A 14,393-nucleotide genomic window follows, 5' to 3' on the forward strand; every position below is an offset into this window, starting at 1 on the left:
CCGAGGTGGCAGTGGAATCACCCAGCACACCAGCCGACGTGGAACCCACCCCTACCGGAACCGAAATCGGAGCCACAACCTGCGTACCCGAACCAATACCGCCAGCGCCGGAAGTCGAACCACCCGAAGCAGCAGGAGCCGTACCACCGGTAGAACCAGCCGAACCCGAGGTGGCAGTGGAATCACCCAGCACACCAGCCGACGTGGAACCCACCCCTACCGGAACCGAAATCGGAGCCACAACCTGCGTACCCGAACCAACACCGCCAGCGCCGGAAGTCGAGGCAGGCGCAGCACCAGAGGCACCAGGAGCCGTACCACCCGTGGAACCAGCCGAACCCGAGGTGGCCGAGGAATCACCCAGCACACCAGCCGCGGTGGAACCGAGGCCAACCGGAACGGAAATCGGAGCCACAACCTGCGTACCCGAACCAATACCGCCAGCGCCGGAAGTCGAACCACCCGAAGCAGCAGGAGCCGCAGCACCCGTGGAACCAGCCGAACCGGACGTAGCCGAGGAATCCCCAGCAACACCCACGGCAGTGGCTCCGACATTAACAGGGACCGTAATCGGAGCCACTACCTGAGCGCCGGACGCGATACCCTCTCCCCCCGACGTCGTTGCCTGCGCAGGCGCTTGGGCCGGCGCAGGAGTTGCTGAACCTGAAGTTGCAGCCGAGTCGCCCAGCACCCCGGCCGACGTCGAGCCCACCGTGACGGGGACCGTCACCGGTGCCACAACTTGGGTTCCCGAAGCGATACCGTTGGCGCCTCCGGTGGTGGCTGCCGGCGTCGAACTTGTTGCCCCTGCCGGGGCGGCAGGCGTGGCTGAGCTCGCCGCAGTGGAACCCCCCAGCAGACCCACTGACGACGAGCCCAGATTTACGGGCACCGTCACCGGAGCTACAACTTGCGTTCCGGAGCCGATGCCGTTGGAGCCGTTGGTGGTGGCGGGCGCTGAACCCGGACCGGCAGCAGGTGCAGCCGAACTGCTTGCTGCTGAGTTCCCCACGAGGCCCAAAGATGTTGCGCCGAGGTTGACGGGCGCTGTTACTGGCGCCACCACCTGAGTGCCGGAAAGGAGTCCGTCCTTGCCGCTGGTGGTGTCCGCGGCGTTTGCCGCGGTGGCGCTGAGGACGATCATGCCCCCGGCAAAGCAGGTGCCGATCAGGCACTTGCGAATGGTCGTATTCATGGTGTTTTTCTCCTGAAGGTCTTGTTCCCGGAGACGTCCGATCACGGATCGTCTGTAGTGCCGTCTGCCGCGAAAGTTGGTGCAGCAAGGCCGGGGACCTAGTCAGGAGAGGAGCCGGGATCGAATGAAACCGGCTTTGGATGCTGGTCATCGCTGGCCGTCGTGAGGCCAGGAAATGCATCGGCGGGAATGATCAGGGCGGCGTTGAGGAAGGCTGCCGCCGGGCTTGGTGGTCCGTTTGAAGAACTGCCCGAACCGCTGCCGGCAAGGCCCGACGGAACGGCGTCGCGATCCCCGGGCAGTCCCGAGGGTGCAGCAGGCTCAGCGGGCGAGGAGGCTCCGCCGAGCACTGCCGTGATCCCACCTGGGCCAAAGGCGCGCGTCGACATCACCCACGGTGAGGCGTCGGCAGCAGCTCCAACAGCTGTTGACGGTGCGGACAGTTTGGATTGAAGGTCTGCGTCCGTGGTGTCCGTTGAACTTACGACGGCGGCTGCCGGCAAGGTGCCAGCGTCCGGGACTGCTGCGGCTACTGCCCCATCGGTACCGGGCACGGCTGGCAGCTCGATTGCAGGGACCGTAACCGGCGGGACAACCACGGGCGGCACGGCCACGGGTGGGATGGATACTGGCGGCACCACTGAATCAAGAGGCGGCAGGGCAGTATCAACCGCGCCCACGATCGGCTCCACAACCGGGTTGACTGCATCCGTCACAGGCTCCAACCGCACTGGTTCCAGTGCTGAGTTCACCGGCGGAACAACCACGTTCACGGTGTGGTCCACGGGGTCGGTGACCGGCACCACCACCGTGTTCACGATGGTTCCCACTGTGTCAGCGGGCAGCGCCTGGTTTGTCACAGGCACTGCACTGACCAGATGATCCAGCGTGCTCCCGACGTTCTGAACCACCGGGGTGACTGCAGGCAGGGGGACGCTGATCTGGTCCGCGGGGAGCAATCCTTTGACGGCATTGGGCAAGGCGACATCCGGCAACGGAACGCTGATGGCGCTGGAAGAACCCGTGCTCTCCAAGAGGTGCTCGTCGGCAGTGCCGGTATCCGCATTTGCGGCGGTGGCGGAAAGTGCCATCCAGACTGCGGTGCCTGCGCCCGCGACCATGACAGAGCGGAGAATGCTGGCAGCACGCGGGAAAACGCGTGAACCCCTCATCTCGACACCCCCAGGTAGTCGCGAACCAATGGTCGCCTTCATCCTAAGAAGAACTATCGAAATAGTCCATGGTTCGGAGTAAAGAAGATGACAAATTTGTAAGGAACCTTGTTTATGACGGGTAGGAACCTGTTTTCCCCGGGCCGAAGTCCGCCGTCCCCAGCGTCGTCCGTCCTTGGGCATTGGTTTCCTGCAACCTCTTGATGAACCAGCGCGACTGCTCCGGACCGTATGGCAGCACGGGAATGGCCTTGGTGGCGTCGGAGGGCATGTCGCGAATGGACTGGGTTGCCTGACGGACGGCGGTGCCCATGGTGTCGGCCATGGTTTTGACGAACTCGTCGCTCACATGGTGGCCGTGGCCAGGAACCAGGAATTCGTACCGGTGGCGCAACGCGGAGATGTGCCGCAAGGCATCGGCCCATTCTTCAGGGTAAGAATCTTCGAACGACGGGTGCGCGCCCTGCTCAACCAGGTCTCCCACATACAGGGTGGAGCTGGTTCCTACAAGGAGGTCACCATCGGTGTGGGCACGGCCCAGGTAGAACAGCGTGACGGTGATGCCGCCCAGGTCAACGAGCACAGGCTGGTCGTGGACCAGCGCGTTCGGGACAACAATCTCGACGGCGTCGCCCTCCCCCGCTGCCATCTCAGGTTCGTTGGTGGCCACGAAGCGTCGCTGGTTGTCGGCGTCGCGTTCGATGGTTGCCGCACAGTTGGCGTGCGCCCAAAACTCCGTGACGCCGTCGTCAGCAAAAACAGCGTTACCGAAGAAGTGGTCGTAATGCGCATGGGTGTTCACCACCACCAGCGGGAGCTGGGTCTTTTCACGCACTGCAGCGAGGATTTCCCGGCCTTGGCGCGGGCCGCATCCGGTATCGATGACCATGGCGAGCTCCGAGCCCACCACCAGTCCCGTGTTGAGCAACGATCCCTCAGTTGCCAAAACGTAGTTGTCCGGTCCAAGTTCCAGCCAAGCTGACAATGCGTTCTCCGTATCCACTGCAATCCGGCGATGTTCAGGCCTCTACTCTACCCACGGATAGGTGGGAGGAAGCGCGGGGCACAGCATTTTTGGTCAAACGATGCAGACAAAAACAGGGACCCCGATCAGTTGATCGAGGTCCCTGTTTCTGGTCTGAAGGCTAGAGGAGCGCGGTCATCACGTTCCAGCCAGCGCCTACCTGCGCGGAGTACAGCCACCATCCGTAACCGTTGCCCGCGTACAGGACCAGGTCTCCGCCGGTGGTGCGCCCGAGGACGTCAACCTTGCCGTCGCCGTCGAAATCGCCCGGTGCTTCAAGGGCATTGAAGATGTTCCAGCCGGAACCGATCTGGCTGGTGGCAAGCCAGCCACCCGCGCCGTTGCCCGGGTACAGCAACAGGGCTCCCGAACCATTGCGGGCAATGACGTCGGCTTTGCCGTCGCCGTTGAAGTCGCCCACGCCGTCGATGGCTGTCATGACGTTCCAGCCCGCGCCAATCTGGCGGGCCTGCAGCCAACCGCCGGAACCGTTGCCCGGGTAGAGCCAGAGAACACCGTTGTAATCACGGGCGATAATGTCTGCTGTTGCGTCGCCGTTGAAGTCGCCCGAGGCCTTGATGGAGGTCATCACGTTCCAGCCGGCGCCGATCTGGCGGGCGCCCAGCAGGCCACCCCAGCCGTTGCCCGGGTAGAGCCAGAGCACGCCGTTGCCGTCGCGGGCGATGACGTCAGCGTAGCCGTCGCCGTTGAAGTCACCAGGTGCTTCGATGGACGTCATTCCGTTCCAGCCGACACCGATCTGGGTGCGGGCGCCCTTCCAGCCTCCGTAGCCGTTGCCACGGTAAAGCCACAGCGCGCCGCTGCCATCGCGGGCAATGACATCGCTGGTGCCGTCGCCATTGAAGTCGGTGAGCTTCTTGTTCGGCGCTGCAGCAGGAGCGGTCCCGCCGAACTTCTTCAGGGCTGCCGTCGCATCCACAAGTCCAGCACCGCATCCGGCCGAGCAGCCGCCGGGCAGGGGCCTGGCCGACTCTTTGAGCTGCTGTTCCACTTGGGCAGGAGTGACGGTGCCGCCTTCTGCGGACATGAGGAGTGCCGCGACGCCTGCCACGTGGGGAGCGGCCATGGAGGTGCCCTCCATCCATGCGAAGGCGGGTTCGCCCGGAGTGGTGGTCCCGTAGTTCAGCGTGGACAGGATGCCGTTGCTGACGTCAACTGACATGTCGCCGCCGGGTGCGGTGATGTCCACGGTGGGGCCGTAGTTGGAGTACACGGCGCGGGCTCCAGCCTTATCGCTGGCTCCCACGGCAATCACGTTCTGGCAGTTTGCAGGACTTGCATCAGCTGCGGGAACGTTGGAGTTTCCGGCAGAGGCCACAACAACGGCGCCTGCGTTGTACGCAGTATTGATGGCATTCTGGTAGGTGGCGGAGCACGCTGCGGTGCCGCCAAAGCTAAGGTTGATCACCTTGGCCGGGTTGGGGTTCAGGGGAACATCAGTAACCACGCCACCTGCAGCCCAAATGATCGAATCGGCGATGTCCGATGTGTACCCGCCACAGACGCCGAGGGCCCGGACCGGAAGGATCTTGGCGTTTGGAGCAACGCCGGAGATGCCGATTTTGTTGTTTCCCAGCGCGGCCACGATTCCAGCCACGTGGGTTCCGTGCCAGGAAGAGTTCAGGGCAGGGCTGCCGGCTTCACACTCTTCCGCGGGTACCCAGTCACCCTGGTCGGTGGGATCGGGGTCGCGGCCGTTTCCATCCCGTGCATCTGCAGCACTGGAAATCATGTCGTAGCCGGGCAGCACGTTCGCGTTAAGTTCCGGGTGGCTGGTGATGCCGGTGTCGACTACCGCCACCACTACGCCTTCGCCGTGGTTGTAGTCCCACGCGCCCGGGGTCCGGATACCGGCGTAGTTGTCCCACAGGTTCCACTGCTCCAAGTACCCGTAGTCCTGCGAATGTGAGGTCGGGCGCATGATGGCGTCGGGCTCTGCGTAAGCCACGTTGGCATCTGCCCGGAGGGTTTCAACGAAGGCCTGGGCTTCAGATACCGAAAGCGCTTCGTCGAGTTTGATGACATGGCCGCCAGTGGCATTCTGGCGGGAACTCTTGGCTTGGACGCCCAGCTTGGTTGCAGCGCGGTCCGCGGCGTTCTCGGCCTTCACTGCGGCTGTTTGGGCCGCACTGTCCCGAATGCCCACGATGAATTGGTCAGTGGGGGTATCGGGGGTCGCTTTGAGGACCTTCGGGGTGCTCGGGATGATGTTGATCTGATCGGCAACAGCTGGCTGGACGGCCAGCCCTCCGCTGATCAGAAGCGTGGCTACGGCTAAGCCAATGGTCCTTAAAGGGCGGAGTCGGGGATTATTCACTGGGCATCCTAGGGAAAATCGCGGGCAGCTCTGAGCGGCTGATCGCGGACAACTGGAGACCACCAGCTGACCCCCAGGAAATTGTAAGCGGACTATCGGCTCTTGGATGTAAGCGGCACGAATTGTGACGCGCAGAACATCTGCGGGTTGCGGGACATGGGGAGATTCGGCGGTTTGCGAGGTTTTATCCCGTCAAACCCTTGACCGTGACGGAGGACACCTCTAAAGTTCTGATATATGAGTCGTATGTCACATTTGGATAGACCTCGCCTCGAGGACCAGCGACCTACGACGACACGGAAGTCATCTCGCACGTCCTTTGCGGCCATATCGGTTGGCATCGAGCCAGTCGATCGTCCACCGCTCGCTTTGGGCTGCGGCTGTCCGTTTATGCAACGGCGCTCTGGTGCCGTCAGCGATTTGCGCTGAAGCCAGAAGGGAACAAGTTTCAATGATCCATCCGACCAGGACGACGGACTCCGTCGACGCCTCTTTAGCAAAAGAGACCAGCTCCAGATTCAAACGCCGCTTCATGGTGCGGCTTGTCGCTGTCTTCATCGGCGGGATGTTCCTCGACGGGTACATCCTCGGAATCATCGGCCCCGTCACCGGACTCATGCGGTCAGATCTCCAGCTCGACGCACTGTCGCTGGGCATGATCGCCGCAGGCCCATTGGTTGGCATCTTCGTCGGCTCCCCGCTGGCCGGGTGGGCTACTGACAAGTTCGGACGCAAGCCCATGTTCCTCGTGGACATGGGCCTGTTCCTGCTAGCCTCAGCGGCCCAGTTCTTCATAACCTCCGGGGACGGGGCCGTGATCCAGCTTGCCGCCATCCGGTTCCTCATGGGCGTCGCGATCGGTGGCGAATACTCAATCGGTGGGCCGTTGCTATCAGAGTTCTCCCCTCCGAAGCTCCGCGGGCGATTGCTCGGGCTGACCCTGGTCGCCTGGTACGTCGGTTTCATGATGGCATTCATCATCGGCACGCTCCTGCACGACGCCGGCACCCCCTGGCGCCTGGTACTCGGCACGAGCACGATACTCGCACTCGTCCTGTTCCTCGCCCGCATCGGCCTCCCCGAGTCGCCGAGCTGGCTTATTACGAAGGGACGGCATCAGGAAGCACTCGCGATCGCACACAGATACGTCGAATCGCCCCAGATGCACGACAGCATCACTGGAGAGATGGATCTGAGGATGATCCAGGAGGCGGAAGCCGCGAAGACTGGGACCAAAATCAAGAACGCCTCCTTCGGAATGCTGTTCTCGAGGCAGAACTGGCGCGCCACCCTCTTCACTGCAGGTTTTTGGTTTTGCGCGGTCACTCCGTACTTCGCAATCGCGACCTTCGCCGACGAGGTGCTCAACCAATTCGGCTTCGGCGGCGGCTGGGCCGGTGGAGTCGGCCTGTCCGCACTTGCGGTCGCGGGCGTTGTCACCAGCGTTCTTCTGATTGACAAGCTTGGCCGCCGAATCCTCACTGTGCCCGGGCAGTGGCTCTGCGCAGGCATCCTGCTGGTCATCGGAGTCTGGGCAGACGCGCCAGCAATCCTCGTGCTCGTCCTGTTTCTTGCCTTCTCCTTCTTCAATGCCAGCTACACCACGATGACCCAGGTCTATCCGGCCGAGGTATTCCCTGGCCACCTGCGTGGCGTTGGCATGGGCTTCGCCGCATCCTTCAGCCGCATCGGAGCCGCACTTGGCACCTTCGCCCTGCCTTGGGCGATCGCCAACATCGGCATGGGCGCAAGCATGGTGGTAGCCTCCGCCGTCGCATTACTCGGCGCTGCCCTCTCGCAATGGCTCGCTCCTGAGACCAAGGGGCGCACGCTCGCGGAGATTTCAGCGGACTTCAAGCACTGAGCAACATTTGTGCAGTGACCTACAGAAAAGGACCCCGACTTCACGTCGGGGTCCTTTTCACGTATGCCGTCACACGCCATTGAGCGAGCGACCGGCTCAAGCACTTGGGACGTGAGCGAGCGACCCGCTCAAGCACTTGGGACGTGAGAGGGGGTTACATGTCCGCCAGGGCGCCGCCGGGGTTTTCGATCGCGTCGGCCACGTAGCGGAGGAAGCCTGCGGCGGTTTCGCCGTCGCATACGCGGTGATCGAAGGCCAGGGTCAGTTCAGTGACTTTGCGGACCGCGAGTTCACCGTTGACCACCCAAGGCTTGTCGATGATGCGGCCCACGCCGAGCATCGCGACCTCGGGGTAGTTGATGATCGCGGCCGAGCCGTCCACGCCGAAAACGCCATAATTGTTCAGCGTGAAGGTGCCGGAGCCAAGTTCGGTGGGGGTCGCCTTTCCGTCACGCGCGACGGCGGTCAATCGCCGGATCTCTGCGTCCAGTTCCCGGGCACTCATTTCGTGCGCATTCCGTACAGACGGGACCACGAGCCCGCGGTCTGTTTGTGCGGCGAATCCGAGGTTGATGCCGTCAAAGCCCACGATCTCCTGGGATCCATCGGAAGCAGTTTCAAAGCGCGTGTTCAGGGCCGGGTACTTTTTTAACCCAGCCGTGACAAAACGAGCGATGAAGGCGAGTAGGCCCGGGGTATCTTGCGGCGCACGCTTCTTCAGCTCGGCGCGCATGTCCAGCAGGGCGGTGGCATCCACGTCCACCCAGACTGTGGCCTCCGGAATCTCCGAACGGCTCTTCGTCATGTTCGCCGCCACGGCCTTACGGACCCCACGCACGGGAGTCCGGGCCGAGACAGCCAATCCAGTCCGTCCATCAACGGCCCCCTCAGCGGCCGCGGCCGGAGCAGCAGCAGGAGCCGCAGCCGGAGCAACCAAAGCTTCCGGCGCAGAAATCGCAGCTTCAACATCCCGGCGCATGATCAGCCCACTCGCGCCCGAGCCCTCGATCGCGTCAAGGGAAACACCGTGGTCGCGAGCCATCTTGCGAACCAGCGGAGAGATGACGGCGCTCAGCTTGCCCGGGATCCGCGTCCCAGCCACAGCCGGCTCCAGGGCAGGTTCAGCCACCAAGCCAGGCGCAGCTGCGTGTTCGGCAACAGCCACACTCCCCTTGCGCGGCCGGGTCCGGCCACCGGTAGCTCCCCCGGGCGTGCCATAACCGATCAGCACATTCCCCGAGCCTGCCTTCTCCTCGGTCCGGTACGTCTCGGCCGCAGCTTCGACGGCCGGCGATACGTCCAGACCCGAGGACACCGGCGAAGGATCCACGGAACCAGGCGAGACCGCAGCGGGGGCCGCGGCAGCGGGCGAACCCGAACCGGCACCAGCGCGGGCGATCGAGATCAGCGGCTTGCCGACGTCGAGCGTCTGGCCTGCTTCACCGTGCAGTTCGGCGACGGTGCCGGCGTAAGGCGAGGGCACCTCCACCATGGACTTGGCGGTCTCGACCTCGGCGATTGGCTGATCGACCACGATCTCGTCGCCCACGGCCACCAGCCAGTTCACCAGTTCGGCTTCGGTGAGCCCTTCTCCGAGGTCGGGCAGACGGAAGACCTGCATATCTGAACTCATGGTTAGTCCTCCCACTGAAGGTCGTCGACGGCGTCGAGGATGCGGTCGACGCTTGGCAGGTAGTAGTGCTCCAGCTTGGGAGACGGGAAGGGGACATCGAAGCCGGTCACGCGGAGGATGGGCGCGGCCAGGTAGTGGAACGCGCGTTCCTGGACGCGGGCCACGATCTCGGAGGAGACGGAGGCGAAGCCGTGCGCTTCAGCGATCACGACGGCGCGTCCCGTCTTGCGTACGGACGCGCAGACGGTTTCGTCGTCGAAAGGGACGATGGTGCGGACGTCGATGACTTCCAGCGAGCGCCCCTCTTCGGCGGCGGCAGCTGCGGCGGCAAGCGCGGTGGGAACGGACGGACCGTAGGCGATGAGCGTGGCGTCCGTGCCGGGACGGGCGACAGCCGCGCGGCCCTCGGTGGAGGTCCCGGCGTCGTGCTCTGCGCGCAAGGCACCCAAGTCCACCTGGTCCTTGGACCAGTAGAGCTTCTTGGGTTCCATGAACATCACAGGGTCATCGGAGTCGATGGCTTCGCGCAGCATGCGGTAGCCGTCGGCCACGGTCGCCGGGGTGTAGACCTTCAGGCCGGCGGTGTGGGCGTAGTAGGACTCGGAGGAATCGCAGTGGTGCTCCACTCCCCCGATGCCGCCGGCGTAGGGAACACGGATGACCATGGGCATTTTGAGCTTGCCCTTGGTGCGGTTGTGCATCTTGGCCACGTGGCTGACGATCTGTTCGAAGGCCGGGTAGGCGAAGGCGTCGAACTGCATTTCGATGACGGGGCGCATGCCGTTGATGGCCATACCCACGGCCATGCCGACGATGCCCGATTCAGCCAGTGGGGTGTCGAAGCAGCGCTGTTCGCCGAATTCGGCCATGAGTCCGTCGGTGATGCGGAAGACGCCGCCGAGCATTCCGACGTCTTCGCCGAAGACCAGCACGGAAGAGTCGGCACGCATTGCGTCTGCCATTGCGGTGTTGAGTGCCTTGGCCATGGTGAGGCTCTGCGGGCCGGTCGCTTCGGCGGTGGCCGCGGCGGAGGCTGCGGCGTTTGCGGTGGCGGCGCTGACGTTGGCGGTGGTGGCAGAGGTGGTGGTCGCTGTCATTTTGCGCTCTCCTCGCGGGCAAGTTCGCTGGCCAGCAGCTCAGACTGTTCTTTCAACTGCGGGGTTTGCTTGTCGAAGACGTATTTGAAGAGGTCCAACGGTTGCACGGGTACTTCCTCGCCCAGGCCTTCGCGGAGCTGGGTTGCCACGGCTTCCGCGTGTTCGGCGATCCGCGTGGAGGCGGCGTCGTCCAGCAGGCCCTTGTCCTCCAGGTAGGACTTCATGCGGGTCAGTGGGTCCTTGGCCTGCCATTCGGCCACTTCACTGTCCGGACGGTAGCGGGTGGCGTCGTCGGCGTTGGTGTGGGCCTGCATCCGGTAGGTGTGGGCCTCGATCAGCAAAGGACCGGATCCTTCGCGGGCCAGCTTCACGGCTCGGTCCATCACGGCGAGCAGCGCGACGAGGTCGTTGCCGTCAACGCGCTCCCCCGCCATGCCGTAGCCAACAGCTTTGTGGGCAAGCGACGGCGCCACGGACTGGTGGCTGAGCGGTACCGAGATGGCGTACTTGTTGTTCTGCACGAAGAAGATGACGGGCAGGTGGAAGACGGCGGCGAAGTTCAGTGCCTCGTGGAAGTCGCCTTCACTGGTGGCACCGTCGCCACACATGGCCATCACAACCGTGTCCTCGCCGCGCAGCTTGGCGGCGTGGGCGACGCCGACGGCGTGCAGCAGCTGGGTGGTGAGCGGCGTGCACTGGATGCCGACGTTGTGCTCTTTGGGGTCGTATCCGCCGTGCCAGTCGCCGCGGAAGATGGTCATCACCTCAACGGGGTCCACCCCGCGGGTCATGACGGCGACGGCGTCACGGTAGGTGGGGAACAGCCAGTCACCTTCCTTGAGGCACATGGCAGCTGCAACCTGGCAGGCTTCCTGGCCGTGGCTTGAGGGGTAGACGGCCATGCGGCCCTGCCGGACCAACGCCGAGTTCTGGTCGTTGACGCGACGTCCGACGACGAGCTGCTCGTAAGCGGCCATCAGTTCAGCGTCGCTGGGCGTGGGGTACTCGTGGCCGGGTTCGGTGCCTTGCTCGTCATGCGGGCGGAGGGTGCCGTCCGGGTTCACCATTTGGATCTGGTGCCGGGCTGGGAGCATGTAGTCCTCAACGCTGATGCCGAATTTTGTCCGAACGTCAGCAGCTGGGTCCTCTACTGCCGTTTCCGGCGCAGAGTGGTCTGCATGGATCGTCATTGGTCCGTCCTTCTCTAGCCACTATGTGCTTCCAGTATGTTCCCCGGTGAACTTTCGTATCCAGCTTTCGTCCAAATCATGGAAGCCCTTGCCTAAACTGGGTAGTCTGAAAGACAAATTGTAATTGTGAGCTGGGTTACGCGCCTGTGCCGTAGACGAATTGGAGCCTGCTTTGAGTGAGGCCGAGGCGGAGCAAACCGCCGTACCGCTGGACAGTGTGGACCGGGACATCATCCGCGAACTCACCACCGATGGGCGCATGTCCATCACGCAGGTGGCCGAGAACGTGCACATCAGCCGCGCCCACGCGTATTCGCGGATCGCCCGGCTCACCGGCGAGGGCGTGCTGACCAAGTTCACGGCGCTGGTGGATCCCATCAAGGCGGGCCTGCGATCCTCCGCGTACGTGACGTTGAAGGTCCAGCAGCATTCCTGGCGTGAGCTGAAGGAGCAGCTGCGGGCCATCCCGGAGATCCACCACATTGCCTTGGTGGGTGGCGACTTCGACGTCATCCTTTTGGTCCGCGCCACGGACAACATCCATCTCCGCCGCGTGATCTTCGATCAGCTGCAGTCCATGGAGGGCATCCTGGATACCCAAACGTTCCTGGTGTTCGAAGACGTTGATACGCGGTGACGTTCCAGCGGAAAGTTGCCTGGACGTTGGTAGCTGCCGTGCTTGCCGGGCTCCTATGGCTGATTGCTGCCTACCAGGTCTTCCATAACCCGCCACACGCCGCTCCTCAACGGACCGACGCGATTGTGGTGTTGGGCGGCATGAGCAGCGAACGCCTCCCGGTGGGATTGTCCTTGCGGGAGCAGCTGGATATCCCGGACTTGGTGGTGGTCACTACCGGCTTGCCCGCCAACGCCGGTTCGGACGAGTTTTGTGAAGCGCACGACGGCGAAGCCCACCTTGATTGCTTCCGTCCTGATCCGCTGAACACCCGGGGCGAGGCTGACCGGCTTCGTGAGCTCGCCGCGGAACGTGGTTGGAAGTCGGTGACGGTGGTGACGTCCGATTACCACGTGCTCCGGGCAGGCACTTTGATGAAGCAATGCATAGCTGCCGACGTGCACATGGTGGGCACTGAACCGCACCTCTCCCCCGCTGGTTGGCTGTGGCGGTTCGTGGTGGAAACAGGCGGACTGTTTGATGTCTGGTTGCGCCCGGAATGCTAAGGGTTCTGGTGAATTTCCGGGGCTTTTGAGCGGTTAGGATTGCACTAGTTTCGGGCGCCTTTGGGCCGGTCTTTATGGGGGAAAACGTGCACACCATCATGCCTATTTTTGGGACGCGGCCGGAAGCCATCAAAATGGCACCGATTGTCCGAGCATTGATGGGGTCCGAGCTCTTCGAGTGCGTTGTCACCGTCACGGGACAGCACCGCGAAATGCTGGACCAGGTCAATGAGCTGTTCGGCATCACTCCGGATCACGACCTCAACATTCTTCAGCCCGGTCAGTCCCTCACGGACATCATGACCCGCACCATGAGCGGGCTCGACTCCTTGTTTGCATCTGTCCGGCCGGATGCCGTGATTGTCCAGGGCGACACCACTACCTCTACCGCCGGCGCCATCGCGGCTTTCTATCACGGCATTCCCGTGGTCCACGTAGAGGCCGGCCTCCGCAGCGGGAACCTGCTCTCACCGTTCCCGGAAGAAGCGAACCGCAAGATCACCAGCCAGATCGCTTCCCTTCACCTGGCACCGACCACCACCAGCCGGGCGAACCTGTTGGCCGAGGGTGTTGCTGCTGCTGACATCGTGGTCACGGGTAACTCCGTGATCGATGCATTGCTGACCACCGTGGACAAGCAGGTTCCGTTCTCTGATCCTGCACTGGAGGCTCTGGCTTTGAGTGGCCGGCGCGTTCTGTTGGTGACGACGCACCGCCGCGAGAACCAGGGCGATGCCATGCGCGGGGTTGGACGGGCCCTCGCCCGGATTGCCGACGCCGAGCCGGACCTGACGATCGTGCTGCCGGCCCACAAGAACCCAGTGGTGCGTGAGGCCGTGCTGCCTGCTCTGGAAGGTAAGCCGAACGTGCTGGTCACAGAGCCATTGGCCTACGGAGAGTTCACCCGGATGCTCTCACTGGCTCACGTCGTCCTGACCGACTCGGGTGGTGTTCAGGAAGAAGCTCCCAGCCTGGGTAAGCCCGTCTTGGTGATGCGCGACAACACTGAGCGCCCCGAAGCCGTAGAAGCCGGGACGGTTGCGTTGATCGGTACGAATGAAGAGCGGATCGTGGCCGAGGTGAGCCGGCTGCTGCACGACGATTCCCATTTTGAGGCCATGGCGAACGCGGTGAACCCTTACGGGGACGGGTTGGCTGCGGCGCGGACCATCGCGGCCATTGCTGAGTTGCTGGGCGTGGGCAAGCGCGCGGAGGAGTTCGGGATGGAGCGGGTGGGTTAAGGCGGGATTCTCCAGCCCAGAGTCTGGAGACACCAACGGGTCATGCCAAAGCCGACTTACCACCGCGAGCTGCTTCTGGCACGTCAGCGCTCAAATCCAGTCATCCAGAAATTGGAAATGTGAGCAGTTATTGTCTAAGGGCAATCAGCTCGAGACTTGACAACCCGAGCCGGATTTCCTGCCACGACAGAAAAAGGCGGTACTGACTTGGTGACGACTGCGGCTGCAGCCACCACTGAACCGCGGCCAACCCGAACGCCAGGCAGAATTATCGCCCTGGCACCAATCCAGACGTCGTCTTCGATAACGACCTCCCGAGGTGCTGTCATGCCTTGCTGGATCATCGGTCTGTCGATGTTAGTGAACTCATGCCCCAAGGCAAAGATCATGACGTCGGGACCCATCATCACATCGTTCCCGATAGTTACCGGCCCGTCGAGACGGGCATTAATTCCTA

General features: G+C 63.2%; 12 protein-coding genes. 4 read left to right on the plus strand and 8 right to left on the minus strand.

What is annotated here, in order from left to right; genetic code table 11:
- The 4 genes from AB0N72_RS16120 to AB0N72_RS16135 all read right to left on the minus strand — a co-directional run.
- A partial coding sequence (locus AB0N72_RS16120; protein ID WP_364081324.1) for a cell wall anchor protein occupies positions 1-1,195 on the minus strand: 1,195 nt, incomplete at its 3' end.
- Positions 1,196-1,293: 98 nt separating this feature from the next.
- Positions 1,294-2,367 (minus strand): hypothetical protein, encoded by a 1,074-nt coding sequence (locus AB0N72_RS16125; RefSeq protein WP_363933053.1) that lies wholly within the window; start codon positions 2,365-2,367, stop codon positions 1,294-1,296.
- 112 nt (positions 2,368-2,479) lie between these two features.
- A complete protein-coding gene (locus AB0N72_RS16130; protein ID WP_363933051.1) occupies positions 2,480-3,352 on the minus strand; it encodes an MBL fold metallo-hydrolase in 873 nt (290 codons plus the stop codon).
- Between the two features lie 160 nt (positions 3,353-3,512).
- Complete coding sequence (locus AB0N72_RS16135) at positions 3,513-5,729, minus strand: S8 family serine peptidase (RefSeq protein ID WP_363933050.1); 2,217 nt, start codon at positions 5,727-5,729, stop codon at positions 3,513-3,515.
- Positions 5,730-6,180: 451 nt separating this feature from the next.
- Here AB0N72_RS16135 and AB0N72_RS16140 point away from each other — a divergent pair, with 451 nt between their 5' ends.
- Positions 6,181-7,593 (plus strand): MFS transporter, encoded by a 1,413-nt coding sequence (locus AB0N72_RS16140; protein ID WP_363933047.1) that lies wholly within the window; start codon positions 6,181-6,183, stop codon positions 7,591-7,593.
- A 154-nt stretch (positions 7,594-7,747) separates the two neighbouring features.
- Here AB0N72_RS16140 and AB0N72_RS16145 read toward each other — a convergent pair whose 3' ends face one another.
- Genes AB0N72_RS16145 through pdhA form a run of 3 tightly spaced genes read right to left on the minus strand, consistent with a single transcriptional unit; the run spans position 7,748 to position 11,513 of the window.
- Positions 7,748-9,226, minus strand: coding sequence for a dihydrolipoamide acetyltransferase family protein (locus AB0N72_RS16145; protein ID WP_363933045.1), 1,479 nt, complete (start codon positions 9,224-9,226; stop codon positions 7,748-7,750).
- 2 nt (positions 9,227-9,228) lie between these two features.
- Entirely contained in the window at positions 9,229-10,323 is a 1,095-nt protein-coding gene (locus AB0N72_RS16150; protein WP_363933043.1) for an alpha-ketoacid dehydrogenase subunit beta, read from the minus strand.
- Positions 10,320-11,513, minus strand: coding sequence for a pyruvate dehydrogenase (acetyl-transferring) E1 component subunit alpha (gene pdhA / locus AB0N72_RS16155; RefSeq protein ID WP_363933041.1), 1,194 nt, complete (start codon positions 11,511-11,513; stop codon positions 10,320-10,322). The genes AB0N72_RS16150 and pdhA overlap by 4 nt, the downstream gene beginning before the upstream one ends.
- Positions 11,514-11,685: 172 nt before the next feature.
- On the opposite strand from pdhA, the gene AB0N72_RS16160 reads away from it, so the two are divergent.
- From AB0N72_RS16160 to wecB, 3 genes are all read left to right on the plus strand, one after another.
- Positions 11,686-12,150 (plus strand): Lrp/AsnC family transcriptional regulator, encoded by a 465-nt coding sequence (locus AB0N72_RS16160; protein WP_018776870.1) that lies wholly within the window; start codon positions 11,686-11,688, stop codon positions 12,148-12,150.
- The gene (locus AB0N72_RS16165) at positions 12,147-12,695 is read left to right on the plus strand and encodes a YdcF family protein (protein WP_363933038.1); all 549 of its coding nucleotides are present in this window, start codon (positions 12,147-12,149) and stop codon (positions 12,693-12,695) included. Before AB0N72_RS16160 ends, AB0N72_RS16165 begins: the two co-directional genes overlap by 4 nt.
- A gap of 98 nt (positions 12,696-12,793) precedes the next feature.
- Complete coding sequence (gene wecB, locus AB0N72_RS16170; RefSeq protein ID WP_364081327.1) at positions 12,794-13,936, plus strand: UDP-N-acetylglucosamine 2-epimerase (non-hydrolyzing); 1,143 nt, start codon at positions 12,794-12,796, stop codon at positions 13,934-13,936.
- A 134-nt stretch (positions 13,937-14,070) separates the two neighbouring features.
- Here wecB and AB0N72_RS16175 read toward each other — a convergent pair whose 3' ends face one another.
- Positions 14,071-14,343 carry an acyltransferase gene (locus AB0N72_RS16175; RefSeq protein WP_364081346.1) on the minus strand — a complete coding sequence of 91 codons (273 nt, stop codon included), beginning with the start codon at positions 14,341-14,343 and terminating at the stop codon, positions 14,071-14,073.
- Between the last annotated feature and the right edge of the window lie 50 nt (positions 14,344-14,393).

Source organism: Paenarthrobacter sp. NPDC089307 (genome assembly GCF_040685055.1).
GTDB lineage: Bacteria > Actinomycetota > Actinomycetes > Actinomycetales > Micrococcaceae > Arthrobacter.